General features: G+C 58.0%; 19 protein-coding genes. 18 read left to right on the forward strand and 1 reads right to left on the reverse strand.

Annotation, left to right across the window (positions count from 1 at the left end):
- From yidC to glmS, 18 genes are all read left to right on the forward strand, one after another.
- Positions 1-1,704, forward strand: a complete 1,704-nt coding sequence (gene yidC / locus ACOZJV_RS17975) for a membrane protein insertase YidC (RefSeq protein ID WP_078470338.1) — start codon at positions 1-3, stop codon at positions 1,702-1,704.
- Between the two features lie 79 nt (positions 1,705-1,783).
- Positions 1,784-3,154 carry a tRNA uridine-5-carboxymethylaminomethyl(34) synthesis GTPase MnmE gene (gene mnmE, locus ACOZJV_RS17980; protein WP_421548155.1) on the forward strand — a complete coding sequence of 457 codons (1,371 nt, stop codon included), beginning with the start codon at positions 1,784-1,786 and terminating at the stop codon, positions 3,152-3,154.
- A gap of 550 nt (positions 3,155-3,704) precedes the next feature.
- Complete coding sequence (mnmG, locus tag ACOZJV_RS17985) at positions 3,705-5,597, forward strand: tRNA uridine-5-carboxymethylaminomethyl(34) synthesis enzyme MnmG (protein WP_201128691.1); 1,893 nt, start codon at positions 3,705-3,707, stop codon at positions 5,595-5,597.
- Positions 5,598-5,602: 5 nt separating this feature from the next.
- On the forward strand, positions 5,603-6,238 hold the full coding sequence (gene rsmG / locus ACOZJV_RS17990; protein WP_177326747.1) for a 16S rRNA (guanine(527)-N(7))-methyltransferase RsmG: 636 nt from the start codon (positions 5,603-5,605) through the stop codon (positions 6,236-6,238).
- 18 nt (positions 6,239-6,256) lie between these two features.
- Positions 6,257-7,054 carry a ParA family protein gene (locus ACOZJV_RS17995; RefSeq protein WP_020294934.1) on the forward strand — a complete coding sequence of 266 codons (798 nt, stop codon included), beginning with the start codon at positions 6,257-6,259 and terminating at the stop codon, positions 7,052-7,054.
- 9 nt (positions 7,055-7,063) lie between these two features.
- Positions 7,064-7,936 carry a ParB/RepB/Spo0J family partition protein gene (locus ACOZJV_RS18000; RefSeq protein WP_020294933.1) on the forward strand — a complete coding sequence of 291 codons (873 nt, stop codon included), beginning with the start codon at positions 7,064-7,066 and terminating at the stop codon, positions 7,934-7,936.
- Between the two features lie 148 nt (positions 7,937-8,084).
- Positions 8,085-8,492: a F0F1 ATP synthase subunit I gene (locus ACOZJV_RS18005; protein WP_020294932.1), complete on the forward strand. Its 408-nt coding sequence runs from the start codon at positions 8,085-8,087 to the stop codon at positions 8,490-8,492.
- A gap of 16 nt (positions 8,493-8,508) precedes the next feature.
- A complete protein-coding gene (gene atpB, locus ACOZJV_RS18010; protein ID WP_078470341.1) occupies positions 8,509-9,381 on the forward strand; it encodes a F0F1 ATP synthase subunit A in 873 nt (290 codons plus the stop codon).
- Between the two features lie 130 nt (positions 9,382-9,511).
- The gene (gene atpE / locus ACOZJV_RS18015) at positions 9,512-9,769 is read left to right on the forward strand and encodes a F0F1 ATP synthase subunit C (protein WP_002555987.1); all 258 of its coding nucleotides are present in this window, start codon (positions 9,512-9,514) and stop codon (positions 9,767-9,769) included.
- Positions 9,770-9,826: 57 nt separating this feature from the next.
- Complete coding sequence (locus ACOZJV_RS18020) at positions 9,827-10,297, forward strand: F0F1 ATP synthase subunit B (RefSeq protein WP_020294929.1); 471 nt, start codon at positions 9,827-9,829, stop codon at positions 10,295-10,297.
- A 12-nt stretch (positions 10,298-10,309) separates the two neighbouring features.
- Positions 10,310-10,846: a F0F1 ATP synthase subunit delta gene (locus ACOZJV_RS18025; protein WP_020294928.1), complete on the forward strand. Its 537-nt coding sequence runs from the start codon at positions 10,310-10,312 to the stop codon at positions 10,844-10,846.
- A 21-nt stretch (positions 10,847-10,867) separates the two neighbouring features.
- Positions 10,868-12,412: a F0F1 ATP synthase subunit alpha gene (gene atpA / locus ACOZJV_RS18030; RefSeq protein WP_020294927.1), complete on the forward strand. Its 1,545-nt coding sequence runs from the start codon at positions 10,868-10,870 to the stop codon at positions 12,410-12,412.
- A gap of 50 nt (positions 12,413-12,462) precedes the next feature.
- Positions 12,463-13,323: a F0F1 ATP synthase subunit gamma gene (atpG, locus tag ACOZJV_RS18035; RefSeq protein WP_020294926.1), complete on the forward strand. Its 861-nt coding sequence runs from the start codon at positions 12,463-12,465 to the stop codon at positions 13,321-13,323.
- A gap of 27 nt (positions 13,324-13,350) precedes the next feature.
- Entirely contained in the window at positions 13,351-14,727 is a 1,377-nt protein-coding gene (gene atpD / locus ACOZJV_RS18040; protein WP_020294925.1) for a F0F1 ATP synthase subunit beta, read from the forward strand.
- Positions 14,728-14,772: 45 nt separating this feature from the next.
- Positions 14,773-15,198 (forward strand): F0F1 ATP synthase subunit epsilon, encoded by a 426-nt coding sequence (locus ACOZJV_RS18045; protein ID WP_078470342.1) that lies wholly within the window; start codon positions 14,773-14,775, stop codon positions 15,196-15,198.
- Between the two features lie 114 nt (positions 15,199-15,312).
- Positions 15,313-16,680, forward strand: a complete 1,368-nt coding sequence (gene glmU, locus ACOZJV_RS18050) for a bifunctional UDP-N-acetylglucosamine diphosphorylase/glucosamine-1-phosphate N-acetyltransferase GlmU (RefSeq protein WP_078470343.1) — start codon at positions 15,313-15,315, stop codon at positions 16,678-16,680.
- A 238-nt stretch (positions 16,681-16,918) separates the two neighbouring features.
- Entirely contained in the window at positions 16,919-17,686 is a 768-nt protein-coding gene (locus ACOZJV_RS18055) for a DeoR/GlpR family DNA-binding transcription regulator (protein WP_020294921.1), read from the forward strand.
- A gap of 10 nt (positions 17,687-17,696) precedes the next feature.
- Positions 17,697-19,529, forward strand: coding sequence for a glutamine--fructose-6-phosphate transaminase (isomerizing) (glmS, locus tag ACOZJV_RS18060; protein ID WP_421548156.1), 1,833 nt, complete (start codon positions 17,697-17,699; stop codon positions 19,527-19,529).
- A 134-nt stretch (positions 19,530-19,663) separates the two neighbouring features.
- On the opposite strand, the gene ACOZJV_RS18065 is transcribed toward glmS, so the two are convergent.
- Positions 19,664-20,575, reverse strand: coding sequence for a GNAT family N-acetyltransferase (locus ACOZJV_RS18065; RefSeq protein WP_421548157.1), 912 nt, complete (start codon positions 20,573-20,575; stop codon positions 19,664-19,666).
- Positions 20,576-21,030: the final 455 nt, after the last annotated feature.

A 21,030-nucleotide genomic window follows, 5' to 3' on the forward strand; every position in this document is an offset into this window, starting at 1 on the left:
ATGGATATTAAACGCACGATCCTGATCGTCGCCCTGGCAATCGTGGCTTATGTCATGGTCCTTAAATGGAACCAGGATTATGGCCAGGCTGCCCTGCCGACTCAGAATGTTGCTGCCAACACTACCCCTGCGGGTCTTCCCGACACGGTAAATGGCAACAACACTTCCGCCAGTGACGACATTCCACGCGCTGCGAGCGATACCAGTGCCCCCGCTGAAGTTCCAGTGGCGGTCAGCAAAGACCTCATCCAAATCAAGACGGATGTATTGGATCTGGCTATCGATCCACAAGGCGGTGATGTTGCCCAGCTGAAGCTGCCGCTGTATCCACGCCGTCAAGATCACCCGGAAATTCCGTTCCAACTGTTCGATAACGGTGGCGAACGTGTTTACCAGGCTCAAAGTGGTCTGATTGGCACCAACGGCCCTGACGCCAGCTCGACAGGCCGCCCGGTGTTCTCCTCGGAGAAGAAAAGTTATCAACTGGCTGACGGTCAGGATCAACTGGTCGTTGACCTGAAGTTCAGCAAGGACGGCGTCAACTACATCAAGCGTTTCACCTTGAAACGCGGCCTGTATGACGTGGTTGTCACCTACATCATCGACAACCAGAGCGCCCAACCGTGGACAGGTGCAATGTTCGCGCAGTTGAAGCGTGACTCCAGCGCCGATCCATCGTCGAGCACCGCCACCGGCACCGCGACTTACCTTGGCGCTGCCCTGTGGACAAGTTCCGAGCCGTACAAAAAAGTGTCCATGAAGGACATGGACAAAGTGAACGAAGACAAAACCAAGGCGCCGATCACGGAAACCGTGAAAGGTGGTTGGGTTGCATGGCTTCAGCACTACTTTGTAACGGCGTGGATTCCGCCAAAAGACGAAAATAACGTCGTTCTGGCCCGTAAAGACAGCAAAGGCAACTACATCATTGGCTTCACTGGCCCGGCGTTGACCGTCGCTCCAGGTGCCAAGGCTGAAACCAGCGCCACCCTTTACGCCGGTCCGAAAAGCCAGGCCGTACTCAAAGAGTTGTCCCCAGGTCTGGAACTGACTGTGGATTACGGCTTCCTGTGGTTCATTGCTCAACCGATCTTCTGGTTGCTGCAACATATCCACAGCCTGGTGGGTAACTGGGGTTGGTCGATCATTTTCCTGACCATGCTGATCAAGGGGATCTTCTTCCCACTGTCGGCTGCCAGCTACAAATCCATGGCGCGCATGCGTGCTGTAGCCCCGAAACTGGCTGCGCTGAAAGAACAACATGGCGATGACCGGCAGAAAATGTCGCAAGCCATGATGGAGCTGTACAAGAAAGAGAAGATCAACCCGCTGGGTGGATGCTTGCCGATTCTGGTGCAGATGCCGGTATTCCTTTCGCTGTACTGGGTACTCCTGGAAAGCGTGGAAATGCGCCAGGCTCCGTTCATGCTGTGGATAACCGACCTGTCGATCAAAGACCCGTTCTTTATCCTGCCGATCATCATGGGCGCGACCATGTTCATCCAGCAGCGTCTGAACCCGACACCTCCGGATCCGATGCAGGCGAAGGTCATGAAAATGATGCCAATCATCTTCACCTTCTTCTTCCTGTGGTTCCCGGCTGGTCTGGTTCTGTACTGGGTGGTCAACAACGTGTTGTCGATCTCTCAACAGTGGTACATCACTCGTAAGATCGAAGCGGCTACCAAAAAAGCCGAGGCGTAACTTACTCTGTGGATAACCACTCAAAACGCCCCCTAGTGGGGCGTTTTGCTATCTGCCACTTTTGTCTGGATCTCGGGTTATGAATATCCCTCGTGAAACCATCGCTGCCGTCGCCACAGCTCAAGGTCGCGGTGGCGTGGGCATCGTGCGAATTTCCGGACCGCTGGCCAGCGTCGCCGCCAACGCCATCAGCGGTCGCGAACTGAAACCACGCTTTGCCCATTACGGACCCTTTTTCGGTGACCTCGACGAAGTACTGGATGAAGGGATCGCCCTGTATTTCCCTGGCCCGAACTCGTTCACTGGCGAAGATGTCCTGGAACTTCAGGGGCACGGCGGCCCGATCGTGCTCGACATGCTGTTGCAGCGTTGCCTGCAGCTGGGCTGTCGCCTGGCCCGGCCGGGGGAGTTCAGCGAACGGGCCTTCCTCAATGACAAGCTCGACCTGGCCCAGGCCGAAGCGATCGCCGACCTGATCGAAGCCAGCTCAACCCAGGCCGCGCGCAATGCCTTGCGCTCGTTGCAGGGGGCGTTTTCCCAACGTGTGCATAACTTGACTGAGCAGTTGATCGGCTTGCGTATCTACGTCGAAGCCGCGATTGATTTTCCTGAAGAGGAAATCGACTTCCTCGCCGATGGCCACGTGCTGAGCATGCTGGATAAGGTGCGCGACGAGTTGGCCAGCGTGTTGCGCGAAGCCGGGCAAGGCGCATTGCTGCGTGACGGCATGACCGTGGTTATCGCCGGCCGGCCAAATGCCGGTAAATCCAGCCTGCTCAATGCATTGGCCGGACGGGAAGCCGCCATCGTTACTGAGATCGCCGGCACCACCCGGGACATCCTGCGCGAACATATCCACATCGATGGCATGCCACTGCATGTGGTGGACACCGCAGGCTTGCGCGATACCGATGACCAGGTGGAGAAAATCGGTGTGCAGCGTGCGCTCAAGGCCATTGGCGAGGCGGATCGGGTCCTGCTGGTGATGGACGCCACGGCGCCCGAGGCTGCGGATCCCTTCGCCCTATGGCCGGAGTTCCTCGAGCAGCGCCCGGATCCGTCTAAGGTCACGCTGATCCGCAACAAGGCGGATCTTACCGGGGAAGCGATTGCCCTCGAGGTCAGCGACGATGGCCACGTCACCATCAGCCTCAGCGCCAAGTCTGCCGGCATGGGCCTGGAACTGCTGCGCGAGCACCTGAAGGCCTGCATGGGCTTTGAGCAGACCTCGGAAAGCAGCTTCAGCGCACGCAGGCGTCACCTGGAAGCCCTGCGCCATGCCAGTGCCGCCCTTGAGCACGGACGAGCTCAACTGACCCTGGCCGGTGCTGGCGAGCTCCTGGCCGAAGATTTACGCCAGGCTCAGCAACTGTTGGGAGAAATTACCGGGGCGTTCAGCTCGGATGACCTGTTAGGGCGAATTTTCTCCAGTTTCTGCATCGGTAAATAGCTCCTGCGTTGCACCCAGACAGGCCGTTCGCGCCTGTCTGCTTCCCTTCTTTTAAAAAAACCACGTTCTTGCCAGATGAAATCTTTCGTCCTGGCGGCTTTCTCGTGCCCGGCATTTGCTTGAAAGACCGTTTTCTGTGGATTAAGCCCTGTGAATAACTGCCCCTGTGCTCGGTTGATAACAGGGCCTCAAAACTGAGGAAAAACCCATCTGTGGATAACCACTGCTTTAATCCACAGGCTTAAACCGGTTATCCAATGGCCTCATGAGCACATGACCACAGACTTTTAAACCTCTGTACATCACGTGAATAAAGGCCTGTATCAATCTATCCACAGAAAAGGTGCTCAGTAAGAATAAACATAAAAACAAAGATTTAATAACTTTCTCTCTTTTAATTTCTATTGACTGTGATTCATCCACAGCTGGTTAAATTTTGTGCAAAGGGTTCTTTAGAGGTGGGGAAGTCCCTATACTTGTCGACCTGGTTCAAAAACCTGAGCCCAGACCTATTCCTAATTACCTAACTGAAGCAGGCACGAGGTGCGTGGTGGATTTCCCTTCCCGTTTTGAAGTGATCGTCATCGGCGGCGGTCATGCCGGTACCGAGGCAGCACTTGCATCAGCACGCATGGGGGCAAAAACCCTGTTGCTGACGCATAACGTGGAAACCCTCGGTGCCATGAGCTGCAACCCAGCCATTGGTGGCATTGGCAAAAGCCACCTGGTCAAGGAAATCGACGCCCTTGGCGGCGCGATGGCCATTGCCACCGATAAAGGTGGTATTCAATTTCGCGTATTGAACAGCCGCAAAGGCCCGGCGGTACGAGCGACACGTGCCCAGGCCGACCGCATTCTGTACAAGGCGGCTGTCCGCGAAATATTGGAAAACCAGCCGAACCTGTGGATATTTCAACAAGCCGCTGACGACCTGATCGTGGAACAGGACCAGGTTCGCGGTGTTGTGACTCAGATGGGCCTGCGTTTCTTCGCCGATTCCGTGGTGCTGACCACCGGGACCTTCCTTGGCGGACTTATCCACATCGGTATGCAGAATTACTCCGGTGGTCGCGCCGGCGATCCGCCGTCGATTGCTCTGGCACAGCGCCTGCGCGAACTGCCTCTGCGTGTCGGACGCCTGAAAACCGGTACGCCGCCACGCATTGACGGGCGTTCGGTGGATTTCTCGGTGATGTCCGAGCAGCCGGGCGATACCCCGATCCCGGTCATGTCGTTCATGGGCTCAAAAGAGCAGCATCCACGGCAAGTCAGCTGCTGGATTACCCATACCAACGCCCGGACTCACGAAATCATCGCCTCCAACCTCGACCGCTCGCCGATGTATTCCGGTGTAATCGAAGGTATTGGCCCGCGTTACTGCCCATCGATCGAAGACAAGATCCATCGCTTTGCCGACAAGGAAAGCCATCAGGTCTTTATCGAACCCGAAGGCCTGACCACTCATGAGCTGTACCCGAACGGGATCTCCACATCCCTGCCGTTCGATGTGCAGTTGCAGATCGTGCAATCGATCCGCGGCATGGAAAACGCGCACATCGTTCGTCCGGGTTATGCCATCGAGTACGACTACTTCGACCCGCGGGACCTGAAGTACAGCCTGGAAACCAAAGTCATCGGCGGCCTGTTTTTCGCTGGCCAGATCAATGGCACTACCGGTTACGAAGAGGCCGGCGCCCAAGGTTTGCTGGCCGGTACCAACGCTGCGCTGCGCGCCCAGGGCAAAGACAGCTGGTGCCCGCGTCGCGATGAGGCCTATATCGGAGTGTTGGTCGACGACCTGATTACCCTGGGTACTCAAGAACCGTATCGGATGTTCACTTCCCGTGCCGAGTACCGCCTGATCCTGCGTGAAGACAACGCCGACCTGCGCCTGACCGAGAAAGGTCGCGAATTGGGCCTGGTGGATGACACCCGTTGGGCTGCTTTCTGCAAAAAACGCGAGAGCATCGAGCTGGAAGAACAACGCCTGAAGAGCACCTGGGTTCGCCCCGGCACCCCACAGGGCGATGCGATTGCCGAAAAATTCGGCACCCCGCTGACGCACGAATACAACCTGCTGAACCTGTTGAGCCGTCCGGAAATCGACTACGTCGGACTGGTGGAAGTGACCGGGCAGGGCGCAGAAGATCCACAAGTCGCTGAGCAGGTTGAAATCAAGACCAAATACGCCGGCTACATCGATCGCCAACAGGACGAAATCGCTCGCCTGCGGGCCAGCGAAGACACCAAATTGCCTGTGGATATCGACTACACCAAGATTTCCGGGCTCTCGAAAGAGATCCAGAGCAAGCTTGGCGTCACCCGTCCGGAGACCCTGGGCCAGGCTTCGCGCATTCCGGGCGTGACGCCGGCGGCGATTTCCCTGTTGATGATTCACTTGAAAAAACGCGGCGCCGGCCGTCAGTTGGAGCAAAGCGCTTGAGCTCAATGGTCACCTCGCAACATGCAGAAGAGTTATCCACAGGTGCTCGCGAGCTCGGTGTCACTCTGACAGAAACCCAGCATGCGCAATTGCTGGCGTACCTGGCCCTATTGATCAAATGGAACAAGGCCTACAACCTGACCGCCGTGCGCGATCCGGACGAAATGGTCTCGCGTCATCTGCTCGATAGCTTGAGCGTGATGTCGTTCATCGAAAACGGTCGCTGGCTCGACGTCGGTAGCGGTGGAGGGATGCCTGGCATCCCCCTGGCGATCCTGTTTCCCGAGTCGCAAGTGACCTGCCTGGACAGCAACGGCAAGAAAACCCGCTTTCTGACCCAGGTCAAACTCGAACTCAAACTGGATAACCTTCAAGTTATCCACAGTCGCGTTGAAGCGTTCCAGCCTGAGCAGCCGTTCAACGGGATCATTTCCCGGGCGTTCAGCAGCATGGAGAACTTCACCAACTGGACTCGCCATCTTGGCGACCGCGATACACGTTGGCTGGCAATGAAGGGCGTTCATCCCGCGGATGAGCTGGTAGCATTGCCGACGGACTTCCACCTCGATAGCGAACAGGCCCTGGCCGTACCCGGTTGCCAAGGCCAACGCCATCTGCTGATACTGCGCCGCACGGCATGATTGGGAACACAAGCAAGAATGGCTAAGGTATTCGCGATAGCGAACCAAAAGGGTGGCGTGGGCAAGACCACCACCTGCATCAACCTCGCAGCATCCCTGGTCGCGACCAAGCGCCGGGTGCTGTTGATCGATCTTGATCCACAGGGCAACGCCACCATGGGTAGCGGTGTGGATAAACACGGCCTGGAGAACTCGGTCTATGACCTGCTGATCGGCGAATGCGATCTGGCCCAGGCGATGCACTTCTCCGAACACGGCGGTTATCAACTGCTGCCGGCCAACCGCGACCTGACCGCGGCAGAAGTCGTCCTGCTGGAAATGCAGATGAAAGAAAGCCGTCTGCGCAGCGCCTTGGCACCCATCCGCGAAAATTACGACTACATCCTGATCGACTGCCCACCGTCGCTGTCGATGCTCACCCTCAATGCGCTGGTGGCCGCCGATGGGGTGATTATCCCCATGCAGTGCGAGTACTTCGCCCTGGAAGGCTTGAGCGACCTTGTGGATAACATCAAGCGCATCGCCGAGTTGCTGAACCCCAACCTGAAGATCGAAGGCCTGCTGCGGACCATGTATGACCCGCGGCTGAGCCTGATGAACGACGTTTCGGCCCAGCTCAAGGAACACTTTGGCGAGCAGCTGTACGACACGGTCATTCCACGCAACATCCGTCTGGCCGAAGCGCCAAGCTACGGCATGCCGGCGTTGGCCTACGATAAACAATCGCGCGGTGCCCTGGCTTACCTGGCCCTGGCTGGCGAGATGGTTCGTCGCCAGCGTAAAAATTCACGCGCAGCCGCCGCTCAGGCAACTTAAGGAATCCCCATGGCCGTCAAGAAACGAGGTCTCGGACGTGGACTGGATGCACTGCTGAGTGGTCCGACCGTCAGTTCTCTGGAAGAACAGGCGACCCAAGCCGACCAGCGCGAGTTGCAACACCTGCCGCTGGACCTGATCCAGCGCGGCAAGTATCAACCGCGCCGTGACATGGACCCCCAGGCGCTGGAGGAATTGGCGCAGTCGATCAAGGCCCAGGGCGTGATGCAGCCGATCGTGGTTCGCCCCATCGGCTCCGGGCGTTTTGAAATCATCGCCGGTGAACGCCGTTGGCGCGCCAGCCAGCAGGCCGGTCAGGAAACCATCCCGGCGATGGTCCGCGACGTACCGGATGAAACCGCCATTGCCATGGCACTGATCGAAAACATCCAGCGCGAAGATCTCAACCCGATCGAAGAAGCCGTGGCCCTGCAGCGCTTGCAGCAGGAGTTCCAGCTGACTCAGCAACAGGTCGCCGAAGCCGTGGGCAAGTCCCGCGTGACCGTGGCCAACCTGCTGCGCCTGATCGCGCTGCCGGAAGTGATCAAGACCATGCTGTCCCATGGCGACCTGGAGATGGGTCATGCCCGAGCCTTGCTCGGTCTTCCGGAAAATCAACAGGTTGAAGGGGCGCGACACGTTGTCGCACGGGGGCTGACCGTACGCCAGACCGAGGCCCTGGTTCGCCAGTGGTTGAGTGGCAAACAGGAGCCCGCTGAACCGGTCAAGCCGGACCCGGATATCGCCCGACTCGAACAGCGTCTGGCTGAGCGCCTAGGCTCTGCGGTGCAGATCCGCCACGGGAAGAAGGGCAAAGGGCAGTTGGTGATTGGGTACAACTCCCTTGATGAGCTCCAGGGCGTCCTCGCACACATCCGCTGAAACATTTCCTCATGTAGCGCGCAGTCGGAAATCACTACCTGGCAGTTGAATAGGGGCTGAACCGCCCCTATACTCTGCGCGCATTTTGTCGGCACAAATTATGCCAAGTTATTGAATTCTGGCAGCCGACCATTGAGGAGCAACCGTGATGGAAACCCGCACGCCAAACCGCTTGCCGTTCCATCGCCTGGCAGTTTTTCCGGTATTACTGGCTCAATTTGTCGTCGTATTGCTGGCCGCCTTGGCGCTCTGGCAATGGCATGGAGTCGTAGCCGGATATTCAGGCCTCTGCGGAGGACTGATAGCCTTGCTGCCCAATGTGTACTTCGCTCATAGGGCATTTCGGTTTTCCGGCGCCCGAGCAGCTCAGGCTATCGTCCGGTCTTTTTATGCCGGCGAGGCGGGCAAACTGATTTTGACGGCAGTGCTGTTTGCATTGACGTTTGCAGGTGTGAAGCCATTGGCGCCGCTGGCTGTATTCGGCGCCTTCGTGCTGACCCAACTGGTCAGCTGGTTCGCTCCCCTGCTTATGACAACAAGACTTTCGAGACCTTAGGGCGTTTGAGGCAACCATGTCAGCAGAAACAACCGCTTCGGGCTATATCCAGCACCACTTACAGAACCTGACCTTCGGGCAGCTACCCAATGGCGGCTGGGGCTTTGCCCACACCGCCGCAGAAGCCAAGGAAATGGGCTTCTGGGCATTCCACGTCGATACCCTCGGCTGGTCTGTCGCACTGGGTGTGATCTTCGTTCTTCTGTTCCGCATGGCGGCCAAGAAGGCCACCTCCGGCGTGCCTGGCGCGCTGCAGAACTTCGTTGAAGTGATGGTCGGCTTTGTCGATGGCAGCGTGAAGGATAGCTTCCACGGTCGTAGCCCGGTGATTGCACCTCTGGCACTGACCATCTTCGTCTGGGTGTTCCTGATGAACGCCATCGACCTGGTACCCGTGGACTGGATTCCACAGTTGGCCATGTTGATCTCTGGCGATCAGCACATCCCATTCCGAGCAGTGTCGACCACTGACCCGAACGCTACCCTGGGCATGGCCCTGTCGGTGTTCGCGCTGATCATTTTCTACAGCATCAAGATCAAGGGCTTCGGCGGCTTCATCGGCGAACTGACCCTGCACCCTTTCGGCAGCAAGAACATCTTCGTTCAAGCCCTGCTGATCCCGGTGAACTTCCTGCTGGAATTCGTGACCCTGATTGCAAAGCCGATCTCTCTGGCTCTGCGTCTGTTCGGCAACATGTACGCTGGCGAGCTGGTGTTTATCCTGATCGCCGTGATGTTCGGCAGCGGCCTGCTCTGGCTCAGCGGCCTGGGCGTGGTGCTGCAATGGGCGTGGGCTGTGTTCCACATCCTGATCATCACCCTGCAAGCGTTTATCTTCATGATGCTGACCATCGTCTACCTGTCGATGGCGCACGAAGAGAACCATTAAGACCGGTTTCGACTAGTCTGATGTCCCTCTCGCCTCGGTGAGAGGGGGCCCTTACAGGGCATGAAACGATTTGTTTTACCGCTTTAATCTAAAAAACCTAAACCATACGACGTAAAAGTCGGGAGGAAAGATGGAAACTGTAGTTGGTCTAACCGCTATCGCTGTTGCACTGTTGATCGGCCTGGGCGCACTGGGTACCGCAATTGGTTTCGGCCTGTTGGGCGGCAAGTTCCTGGAAGGCGCAGCGCGTCAGCCAGAAATGGTTCCAATGCTGCAAGTTAAAATGTTCATCGTTGCCGGTCTGCTCGACGCCGTAACCATGATCGGCGTTGGTATCGCTCTGTTCTTCACCTTCGCAAACCCCTTCGTTGGCCAACTCGCTGGCTAATCACTCGATTCTTCGAGTTGATTGGTGTGATGGACAACGAACGAGCGAGGTGTTGGCGTGAACATTAATGCAACCCTGATTGGTCAGTCCGTTGCGTTCTTAATTTTTGTAGTGTTCTGCATGAAGTTCATTTGGCCTCCGGTCATTGCAGCTTTGCACGAACGCCAAAAGAAGATCGCGGATGGACTGGACGCTGCCAGCCGAGCAGCTCGTGACCTGGAACTGGCCCAAGATAAAGCGGGTCAGCAACTGCGCGATGCAAAAGCTCAGGCAGCCGAAATCATTGAGCAAGCCAAGAAACGCGGCTCTCAGATCGTCGACGAGGCCCGTGAACAGGCTCGTGTCGAAGCTGACCGTGTGAAGGCTCAGGCTCAGGCCGAGATCGAACAGGAACTGAACGGTGTCAAAGACGCGCTGCGTGCCCAACTGGGTAGCCTGGCAGTCAACGGCGCAGAGAAGATCCTGGGTGCCACAATCGATCAAAACGCGCACGCAGAGCTGGTTAACAAACTGGCTGCTGAAATTTAAGCGAGGGCGATCATGGCAGAACTGACCACGTTGGCCCGACCTTACGCTAAGGCGGCCTTCGAGCACGCTCAGGCCCACCAGCAACTGGCCTCTTGGTCAGCCATGCTCGGCCTGGCTGCAGCGGTGTCACAAGATGACACCATGCAGCGCGTGCTCAAGGCCCCGCGACTGACGAGCGCAGAAAAGGCCACCACGTTTATCGACGTGTGTGGCGACAAGTTTGATGCCAAGGCACAGAATTTCATTCACGTTGCCGCCGAAAACGATCGTCTCCTGCTGTTGCCGGAGATTTCCGCTCTGTTCGACCTGTACAAGGCCGAACAAGAGAAATCGGTAGATGTGGATGTCACCAGTGCTTTCGCATTGAACCAAGAACAGCAAGACAAACTCGCCAAGGTTCTCAGTGCACGGCTCGGCCGGGAAGTGCGCCTGCACGCTGCGGAGGATGCCAGCCTGATTGGTGGCGTCGTAATCCGCGCCGGCGACCTGGTTATCGATGGCTCGATTCGCGGCAAACTCGCGAACCTAGCCGAAGCATTGAAATCTTGAGTTTGAAGGGGCAGCAGAGCAATGCAGCAACTCAATCCTTCCGAAATAAGTGAAATTATCAAGGGCCGCATCGACAAGCTCGATGTGACCTCCCAAGCCCGTAACGAAGGCACTGTCGTCAGCGTATCTGACGGCATCGTGCGGATTCACGGTCTGGCCGACGTTATGTACGGCGAGATGATCGAGTTTCCGGGCGGCGTCTACGGTATGGCCCTCAACCTGGAGCAAGACTCCGTAGGTGCCGTTGTATTGGGCGCATACACCAGTCTGGCTGAAGGCATGAGCGCCAAGTGCACCGGCCGCATCCTCGAGGTTCCAGTTGGTAAGGAACTCCTGGGTCGCGTAGTCGACGCACTGGGTAACCCAGTTGACGGCAAAGGTCCGCTGAACAACACCTTGACCGACGCGGTCGAGAAAGTTGCTCCAGGCGTGATCTGGCGTAAGTCGGTAGACCAGCCTGTACAGACTGGCTACAAGGCTGTCGATGCCATGATCCCAGTCGGCCGTGGCCAGCGTGAGCTGATCATCGGTGACCGTCAGATCGGTAAAACCGCTCTGGCGATCGACGCGATCATCAACCAGAAGAACAGCGGTATCTTCTGCGTCTACGTTGCTATCGGTCAGAAACAATCGACCATCGCCAACGTGGTTCGCAAGCTGGAAGAAAACGGCGCCCTGGCCAACACGATCATCGTGGCTGCCAGTGCTTCGGAATCTCCTGCGCTGCAATTCCTGGCACCGTACTCCGGTTGCACCATGGGCGAGTTCTTCCGCGACCGCGGTGAAGACGCGCTGATCGTTTATGACGATCTGTCCAAGCAAGCAGTGGCTTACCGCCAGATTTCCCTGCTGCTGCGTCGTCCACCAGGCCGTGAAGCCTACCCAGGCGACGTGTTCTATCTCCACTCCCGTCTGCTGGAGCGCGCATCCCGCGTTTCGGAAGAGTACGTAGAGAAGTTCACCAACGGCGCGGTAACCGGCAAAACCGGTTCCCTGACTGCTCTGCCGATCATCGAAACTCAAGCTGGCGACGTTTCCGCGTTCGTTCCGACCAACGTGATTTCCATCACTGACGGTCAGATCTTCCTGGAATCGGCCATGTTCAACTCCGGGATCCGTCCTGCTGTGAACGCCGGTGTTTCGGTATCCCGTGTAGGTGGTGCTGCTCAGACCAAGATCATCAAGAAGCTCTCCGGTGGTATCCGTACCGCTCTGGCTCAGTACCGTGAACTGGCGGCATTCGCCCAGTTCGCTTCTGACCTGGACGAAGCGACCCGTAAGCAACTTGAGCATGGTCAGCGCGTTACCGAGCTGATGAAGCAGAAGCAATACGCGCCAATGTCGATCGCCGACATGTCGCTGTCGCTGTATGCCGCTGAGCGCGGGTTCCTGACTGACGTCGAAATCACCAAGGTCGGCAGCTTTGAACAAGCGCTGATTGCTTACTTCAACCGCGATCATGCCGACTTGTTGGCCAAGATCAACGTGAAGGGTGACTTCAATGACGAAATCGACGCTGGCCTGAAAGCCGGTATCGAGAAGTTCAAGGCCACCCAAACCTGGTAAGCCGCAGCGGGAGCCGCAAGGCTCCCGCTTGCTAACCTGATAGGTGTTACATGGCAGGCGCAAAAGAGATTCGCAGTAAGATTGCGAGCATCAAAAGCACGCAAAAAATTACCAGCGCCATGGAAAAAGTGGCGGTCAGCAAAATGCGCAAGGCACAAATGCGCATGGCTGCTAGCCGTCCTTATGCGGAGCGTATCCGCCAGGTAATTGGGCATCTGGCCAACGCCAACCCGGAATATCGCCACCCGTTCATGATCGACCGCGAAATCAAGCGCGTTGGTTATGTCGTCGTGAGCAGTGACCGTGGTTTGTGCGGTGGCTTGAACACCAACCTGTTCAAGGCCCTGGTCAAGGACATGGCGGTAAACCGCGAAAACGGCGTCGAGATCGATCTGTGCGTGGTAGGCAGCAAAGGTGCGGCATTCTTCCGCAACTTCGGCGGTAACGTCGTTGCAGCCATCAGCCACTTGGGTGAAGAGCCGTCGATCAATGATCTGATCGGCAGCGTCAAGGTGATGCTGGATGCTTATCTGGAAGGCCGTATTGATCGCCTGTCCGTGGTGTCCAACAAGTTCATCAACACCATGACGCAGCAGCCTAAGGTGGAGCAGTTGATTCCGCTGGAGGCAACCCCGGATCAAGAACTCAAGCACCACTGGGACTACCTCTACGAACCAGACGCCAAAGAGCTGCTAGACGGCTTGATGGTGCGCTACGTGGAGTCGCAGGTGTACCAGGCGGTGGTCGAGAACAACGCAGCTGAACAAGCCGCGCGGATGATCGCAATGAAGAACGCTACCGACAACGCCGGTGATTTGATCAGCGATTTGCAGCTGATCTACAACAAGGCGCGTCAGGCTGCGATCACCCAAGAGATCTCGGAAATCGTCGGCGGCGCTGCCGCGGTTTAACGGTTCAAATATTCAGAGGATCCAGCTATGAGTAGCGGACGTATCGTTCAAATCATCGGCGCCGTTATCGACGTGGAATTTCCACGCGACAGCGTACCGAGCATCTACAACGCGCTGAAAGTACAAGGCGCGGAAACTACTCTGGAAGTTCAGCAGCAGCTGGGCGACGGCGTAGTTCGTACCATTGCGATGGGTTCCACCGAAGGCTTGAAGCGCGGTCTGGACGTTATCGACTCTGGCGCAGCCATCTCCGTACCGGTCGGTAAAGCGACCCTGGGCCGGATCATGGACGTACTGGGCAACCCGATTGACGAAGCTGGCCCGATCGACACCGAAGAGCGTTGGGGCATTCACCGTCCAGCACCTTCGTTCGCAGAACAAGCGGGCGGCAACGACCTGCTGGAAACCGGCATCAAGGTTATCGACCTGGTTTGCCCGTTTGCCAAAGGCGGTAAAGTCGGTCTGTTCGGTGGTGCCGGTGTAGGCAAAACCGTAAACATGATGGAACTGATCCGTAACATCGCCATCGAGCACAGCGGTTATTCCGTGTTCGCCGGTGTGGGTGAGCGTACTCGTGAGGGTAACGACTTCTACCACGAGATGAAGGATTCCAACGTTCTGGACAAAGTGGCACTGGTTTACGGTCAGATGAACGAGCCGCCGGGTAACCGTCTGCGCGTAGCACTGACCGGCCTGACCATGGCCGAGAAGTTCCGTGACGAAGGTAACGACGTTCTGTTGTTCGTCGACAACATCTATCGTTACACCCTGGCCGGTACTGAAGTATCCGCACTGCTGGGCCGTATGCCTTCCGCAGTAGGTTACCAGCCGACCCTGGCTGAAGAGATGGGCGTTCTGCAAGAACGTATCACTTCGACCAAAGAAGGTTCGATCACCTCGATCCAAGCGGTATACGTACCTGCGGATGACTTGACCGACCCGTCGCCAGCGACCACCTTCGCCCACTTGGACGCCACCGTCGTTCTGTCCCGTGACATCGCTTCCCTGGGTATCTACCCAGCGGTCGATCCACTCGACTCGACTTCGCGCCAGCTGGACCCGAACGTGATCGGCCAGGAGCACTACGACACCGCTCGCGGCGTTCAGTACGTGCTGCAGCGCTACAAAGAGCTGAAGGACATCATCGCGATCCTGGGTATGGACGAGCTGTCGGAAACCGACAAGCAGTTGGTATCCCGCGCTCGTAAGATCCAGCGCTTCTTGTCGCAGCCGTTCTTCGTGGCTGAAGTCTTCACCGGTGCTTCGGGTAAATACGTTTCCCTGAAAGACACCATTGCTGGCTTCAAAGGCATCCTCAACGGTGACTACGACCACCTGCCAGAACAAGCGTTCTACATGGTCGGCGGCATCGAAGAAGCGATCGAGAAAGCCAAGAAACTGTAATCCCGGCGCCCGGCAACGGGCGCTAATTTAGGTTGAGGCAAGCAGATGGCTATGACAGTCCATTGCGATATCGTCAGCGCGGAAGGGGAAATCTTCTCCGGTCTGGTTGAAATGGTAATTGCGCACGGTGAGCTGGGTGATCTTGGTATCGCTCTGGGTCACGCACCGCTGATCACCAATTTGAAGCCAGGTCCGATCCGCTTGATCAAGCAGGGCGGGGAAACCGAGGTGTTTTACATCTCCGGTGGTTTCCTCGAGGTTCAGCCGAACATGGTCAAGGTTCTTGCCGACACCGTGCAACGTGCTGCCGACCTGGACGAAGCCTCCGCTCAGCAAGCCGTCAAGGCCGCTGAGAAGGCCCTGAATGAAAAGGGCGCAGATTTCGACTACGGTTCTGCTGCTGCACGTCTGGCCGAGGCTGCAGCTCAGCTGCGCACCGTCCAGCAGATCCGCAAAAAGTTTGGCGGCTAAGCCCTGAGCTTTATGTGTGATTGATTAAAAAGGGTAGCCTCGGCTACCCTTTTTCTTTTTCTGCAACTCTCACTTCTTGGTCGTAGCCTGACCTCCCAGGATTGGTAGCCAGTCATGTCTCTCGAAATCGTTATTCTCGCTGCCGGTCAAGGCACGCGCATGCGCTCGGCCTTGCCGAAGGTTCTGCACCCGGTGGCGGGCAACTCCATGCTCGGCCATGTTATCCACAGTGCCCGCCAGCTCAGCCCGGAGCGGATTCACGTGGTCATCGGCCACGGTGCCGATGCCGTGCGCGAGCGCCTGGCAGCGGATGATCTGAATTTCGTGCTGCAGGACAAGCAGCTCGGTACCGGCCATGCGGTTGCCCAGGCGGTGCCGTTCATCAGTGCCGATACGGTGCTGATCCTCTATGGCGACGTGCCGTTGATCGAGGTCGAGACCCTGCAACGCCTGCTATTGCAGGCCGGCCCCGAGCAGTTGGGCCTGTTGACGGTTGAATTGGCGGACCCGACAGGCTACGGGCGCATTGTGCGCAACGGCGAAGGCAAGGTTACCGCCATCGTCGAGCAGAAGGACGCCAACGAAGCCGAGCGCGCTATCACCGAAGGCAACACCGGTATTCTCGCGGTCCCGGCCAAGCGTCTGGGCGACTGGATGAGTCGCCTGTCGAATAACAACGCCCAGGGCGAGTATTACCTGACCGACGTGATCGCCATGGCGGTCAGCGACGGGTTGACCGTGGCCACCGAGCAACCTCATGACGCCATGGAAGTGCAGGGCGCCAACGATCGCAAGCAACTGTCGGAACTGGAGCGGCACTACCAGTTGCGCGCGGCGCGTCGTCTGATGGCCCAGGGCGTGACCCTGCGCGACCCGGCACGTTTTGACGTCCGCGGTGACGTCACGGTCGGCCGCGACGTGCTGATCGATATCAACGTGATTCTTGAAGGCCGGGTGGTGATCGAGGACGACGTGGTTATCGGCCCTAACTGCGTGATCAAGGACAGCACCCTGCGCAAGGGGGTGGTGATCAAGGCGAACAGCCACATCGATGGCGCGGTGTTGGGCGAGGGCAGCGATGCCGGTCCTTTCGCCCGCCTGCGTCCGGGCACGGTGCTGGATGCCCGGGCCCATGTGGGTAACTTTGTCGAACTGAAGAATGCTCACCTCGGCGAAGACGCCAAGGCCGGTCATCTGACCTACCTGGGCGATGCCGAAATCGGCGCACGGACCAACATCGGTGCGGGCACCATCACCTGCAACTATGACGGCGCCAACAAGCACAAGACGGTGCTTGGCCAGGATGTATTCATCGGTTCCAACAACTCCCTGGTGGCGCCTGTGGATATCTTGGACGGCGCGACAACTGCGGCCGGTTCGACGATCAACCAGAAGGTGGAGAAATCCCAGTTGGCCGTGGCGCGCTCCCGGCAAAAGAACATCGACGGCTGGAAACGTCCGGAGAAGATCAAAAAGAACTGAGTTATCCACAGCCCGGGTGCAATGCCCGGGCTGTTGTTGCGTCGATGTCGGGCGCAAGTGTGCTCCCGACTTCCACCCGAGAGGCATGCACTGGGTAGCGCCGATCGTAGCTAGACCCGTTCTGTGGATAACTCTCCACTCGCCAACACCCATGGTTTTTTCCATCGCCCGCTTGACGAATTTCAGCCGATAGGTTTTGATTGCTTCCGTTATCTTTCGAATCGAAACTTAAGCCCCCATGTCGAAACGCAATACACCCCAACGACGCCACAATATTCTTGCCTTGCTTAATGAACAGGGCGAAGTGAGCGTGGACGAGCTGGCCAAGCGCTTCGAAACTTCGGAAGTTACGATCCGCAAGGATCTGGCTGCACTTGAGAGCCACGGTTTGCTGCTGCGGCGCTACGGCGGTGCTATCAGCATGCCCCAGGAATTGGTCAGCGAGATTGGCCAGCCGGTCTCCAAGTACAAGCAGGCTATCGCCCGCGCTGCGGTCAAACGCATTCGCGAGCACGCGCGGATCATCATCGACAGCGGCAGTACCACCGCCGCTATGATTCCCGAACTTGGCCAGCAGCCAGGCCTGGTGGTCATGACCAACTCCCTGCACGTGGCCAACGCCCTGAGCGAACTGGAGCACGAGCCGGTGCTATTGATGACCGGTGGCACCTGGGACCCGCACTCCGAGTCCTTTCAAGGCCAGGTCGCCGAACAGGTACTACGCTCCTACGACTTCGACCAGTTGTTTATCGGCGCCGACGGTATCGATCTGGTGCGAGGAACCACCACCTTCAACGAGTTGCTGGGCTTGAGCCGAGTGATGGCCGATGTGGCCCGGGAAGTGGTGGTGATGGTGGAGGCTGACAAGATCGGCCGCAAGATTCCCAACCTGGAGCTGCCATGGAGCAGTGTCCATACCCTTATTACCGACGATCGCCTGCCGCTCGAGGCCCGCGACCAGATCCAGGCCCGTGGCATTACGCTGATATGCGCGGCTGTCATTTAGGAGAAAAACCATGTGTGGAATTGTTGGCGCCGTTGCTGAACGTAATATCACGCCGATCCTGCTCGAAGGCCTCAAGCGCCTTGAATACCGTGGCTATGACAGCGCCGGTGTAGCTGTTTTCACCAACGCCGGCACCCTTGAGCGCGTGCGTCGCCCGGGCAAGGTCAGCGAGTTGGAACAGGCCCTGGAGGCTGAACCTCTGGTTGGTCGCCTGGGTATCGCCCACACCCGTTGGGCCACCCACGGTGCCCCTTGCGAGCGCAACGCCCACCCGCATTTCTCCGGCGACCTGGCCGTGGTGCACAACGGCATCATCGAGAACCACGAAGCCCTGCGCGCACAGCTCAAGGCCCAGGGTTATGTGTTCACCTCCGACACCGACACCGAAGTCATCGCCCACCTGCTGAACCTGAAGCTCAAGGAGCTGGGTGACCTGACCGTGGCCCTCAAGGCCACCGTCAAAGAGTTGCACGGCGCCTACGGCCTGGCGGTGATCAGCGCCTCCCAGCCTGACCGCGTGATTGCCGCCCGCAGCGGCAGCCCGCTGGTGATCGGCCTGGGCCTTGGCGAGAACTTCCTGGCTTCCGACCAACTGGCCCTGCGCCAGGTGACCGACCGCTTCATGTACCTGGAGGAGGGCGATATCGCCGAGATCCGCCGCGACAGCGTGCAGATCTGGGACGTGACGGGGAACCCGGTCGAGCGCGAAGCCGTGCAGTACCGCGACGGTGCCGAAGCTGCCGACAAGGGCGAGTTCCGCCACTTCATGCTCAAGGAAATCCACGAGCAGCCAGCCGTGGTGCAACGCACCCTGGAAGGCCGCCTGAGTCAGAACCAGGTGTTGGTCCAGGCCTTCGGTCCACAGGCCGCCGAGCTGTTCGCCAAAGTGCGCAATGTCCAGATCGTCGCCTGCGGCACCAGTTACCACGCCGGCATGGTTGCCCGTTACTGGCTCGAAGAGCTGGCCGGCATCCCGTGCCAGGTCGAAGTTGCCAGCGAGTTCCGCTACCGCAAGGTGGTGGTGCAGCCTGACACCCTGTTCGTCACCATTTCCCAGTCCGGGGAAACCGCCGACACCCTGGCCGCCCTGCGCAATGCCAAGGAGCTGGGTTTCCTCGCCAGCCTGGCCATCTGCAACGTCGGCATCAGCTCGCTGGTGCGTGAATCCGACCTGACCCTGCTGACCCAGGCCGGCCGTGAAATCGGCGTAGCCTCGACCAAGGCCTTCACCACGCAACTGGTCGGTCTGCTGCTGCTGACCCTGTCCCTGGGCCAGGTCCGTGGCACCTTGGCCAATGGCGTCGAAGCGACCCTGGTAGAAGAACTGCGCCGCCTGCCGACCCGCCTGGGCGAAGCCCTGGCCATGGACAGCACGGTGGAAAAAATCGCCGAGCTGTTCGCCGAGAAGAACCACACCCTGTTCCTGGGTCGCGGTGCGCAATTCCCGGTGGCCATGGAAGGGGCGCTCAAGCTCAAGGAAATCTCCTACATCCATGCTGAAGCCTACCCGGCCGGCGAGTTGAAACACGGCCCGCTGGCGCTTGTGGATAACGACATGCCGGTGGTGACTGTGGCGCCGAACAACGAGTTGCTGGAGAAGCTCAAGTCCAACCTGCAGGAAGTGCGCGCCCGTGGCGGCGAGCTGATCGTGTTCGCCGATGAGCAGGCAGGAATGACCAATGGCGAAGGCACCCACGTGGTCCACATGCCGCACATCCACGACATCCTGTCGCCGATCCTCTACACCATCCCGCTGCAACTGCTGTCCTACTACGTCGCCGTGCTCAAGGGCACGGACGTCGACCAACCGCGCAACCTGGCCAAGTCGGTGACAGTGGAGTGAGTTATCCACAGGCGTAAATCGCGTGGATTGAGAGGCTTAAAAGTGTCGCAGGAGCCGGCTAGGTCTGTCCTACCGCCTCCTGCCTTTCGCAACCACCTCGCGCCTGATGGTCCAACACTGAGCAAAGGGCGCAGTTAAAGGTGGAAATCGCCCGCAGCCTCCGGCTGGTAAAGCACTTTCCTGATCTCAATCCGGCGGGTCCGATCTGAAATTCGCCAGTCGATGGCGTCCCCCTCCTGATAGCCCAGGATGGCGGCGCCGATATCGGAATACACGGAATGCTTCCCTGCGTTGCTGTCCGCGTCTTCAGGGTAGACCAAGGCCACTTCCATCTCTTCGTCGTCCAGCTGCAGCAAGGCCCTGGAGTTCATCGTGACGACATTGCGCGCCACCTGCTGTGGCTTGACCACAATGGCTCGCTCAAGCTCATGTTCGAGTTCAACAACGGCCGGGCCTTGCTCGAGCACGATTAGACTTTCGAGCCTGGCCTTGTCGATTTCAGTGATGTAGATCCTGGTGGAGTCGCCAGCAGCACCTTCGCGCAAGAACTGGCGATAGCGCCCCGCCGTCATGGAAAATGACTTCAATGTCGGCGTTTCGCTCTCAAGCACAAAGCCGCTGCGCAAAAAGGCTTTCAGCGAGCGCGCGTTGTCCGGGTGGATCTTGGCGATGAGCTTCTTGGCCCGCATGTCGAGGAAGGCCAGTTTCATGCCTTCGCGGATCGTGCGGGCGCCAAGGTTGCGGCCCCATTTGTCGCTGTTTCCGATGACCAGGACTATCTCGCAATTTGAGTCGGTCTTGATCAGACGGACAAAGCCCACCGGGGCGTCGTGCCGGTCATAGGCCATGAAGAATCGGCCGCCCTGGTTGAATAGATGGGTCAGGATCGGCGATTGAGTCCGATCGATGGCTTGCTCGATGGAGCGCGAGACATCACGCGAATCGCTCAGATAGCAGGTAACGCGTTCGTCCTCCAACCAATCCATCAGCGTCAGCGCGTGCGCCCGAGTAATTTCAGGGCACAAAGAAATGAAAGGCTTGTTCATCTTCACCACACTTATTGCAAAGGATGAAAGCCCTTCATGGCTATGGCCATGACGGTTCTTTCGGCAACCGGCTATGTTAAGACATAACGCGAGTAATGCCGAATAGCTTGGGGCGTTTGAGGATTCAGCGTCTGGTCACTGACCGTACATAAACACCGCCACGTCGGTTTCTCTTCCCACGGGAAACAGCGTGGCGATTTTTTTGGCTTGGTACAGGACAGCCCTTTCTCTTGATATGCATTGGCTGAAAAATTCTACGCCCCGCTAATTGATCGCATAAAACATCGACAAGAGTTATGCACCGCTAACTTGGCGGCGATATCTTGCTTAATTGGCAAGTGTATTAATCTCGGCTGGCCATTATTCGCCCGTAACTACTGGGTATAAGCAACATGGCTGCGGCTTTTCAGCCGATATAAGACCGGGTTGAAAATAACGCGGTCTATTGATCGCCC

Source organism: Pseudomonas sp. QD4 (genome assembly GCF_049199125.1).
GTDB lineage: Bacteria > Pseudomonadota > Gammaproteobacteria > Pseudomonadales > Pseudomonadaceae > Aquipseudomonas.

Excerpts from the sequence above, each read along its gene's own strand:
- yidC (WP_078470338.1), top strand. The coding sequence starts at position 1 with ATGGATATTAAACGCACGATCCTGATCGTCGCCCTGGCAATCGTGGCT.
- mnmE (WP_421548155.1), top strand. The coding sequence starts at position 1,784 with ATGAATATCCCTCGTGAAACCATCGCTGCCGTCGCCACAGCTCAAGGT.
- rsmG (WP_177326747.1), top strand. The coding sequence starts at position 5,603 with ATGGTCACCTCGCAACATGCAGAAGAGTTATCCACAGGTGCTCGCGAG.
- ACOZJV_RS17995 (WP_020294934.1), top strand. The coding sequence starts at position 6,257 with ATGGCTAAGGTATTCGCGATAGCGAACCAAAAGGGTGGCGTGGGCAAG.
- ACOZJV_RS18000 (WP_020294933.1), top strand. The coding sequence starts at position 7,064 with ATGGCCGTCAAGAAACGAGGTCTCGGACGTGGACTGGATGCACTGCTG.
- ACOZJV_RS18005 (WP_020294932.1), top strand. The coding sequence starts at position 8,085 with ATGGAAACCCGCACGCCAAACCGCTTGCCGTTCCATCGCCTGGCAGTT.
- atpB (WP_078470341.1), top strand. The coding sequence starts at position 8,509 with ATGTCAGCAGAAACAACCGCTTCGGGCTATATCCAGCACCACTTACAG.
- atpE (WP_002555987.1), top strand. The coding sequence starts at position 9,512 with ATGGAAACTGTAGTTGGTCTAACCGCTATCGCTGTTGCACTGTTGATC.
- ACOZJV_RS18025 (WP_020294928.1), top strand. The coding sequence starts at position 10,310 with ATGGCAGAACTGACCACGTTGGCCCGACCTTACGCTAAGGCGGCCTTC.
- atpA (WP_020294927.1), top strand. The coding sequence starts at position 10,868 with ATGCAGCAACTCAATCCTTCCGAAATAAGTGAAATTATCAAGGGCCGC.
- atpG (WP_020294926.1), top strand. The coding sequence starts at position 12,463 with ATGGCAGGCGCAAAAGAGATTCGCAGTAAGATTGCGAGCATCAAAAGC.
- atpD (WP_020294925.1), top strand. The coding sequence starts at position 13,351 with ATGAGTAGCGGACGTATCGTTCAAATCATCGGCGCCGTTATCGACGTG.
- ACOZJV_RS18045 (WP_078470342.1), top strand. The coding sequence starts at position 14,773 with ATGGCTATGACAGTCCATTGCGATATCGTCAGCGCGGAAGGGGAAATC.
- glmU (WP_078470343.1), top strand. The coding sequence starts at position 15,313 with ATGTCTCTCGAAATCGTTATTCTCGCTGCCGGTCAAGGCACGCGCATG.
- ACOZJV_RS18055 (WP_020294921.1), top strand. The coding sequence starts at position 16,919 with ATGTCGAAACGCAATACACCCCAACGACGCCACAATATTCTTGCCTTG.
- glmS (WP_421548156.1), top strand. The coding sequence starts at position 17,697 with ATGTGTGGAATTGTTGGCGCCGTTGCTGAACGTAATATCACGCCGATC.
- ACOZJV_RS18065 (WP_421548157.1), bottom strand. The coding sequence starts at position 20,575 with ATGAACAAGCCTTTCATTTCTTTGTGCCCTGAAATTACTCGGGCGCAC.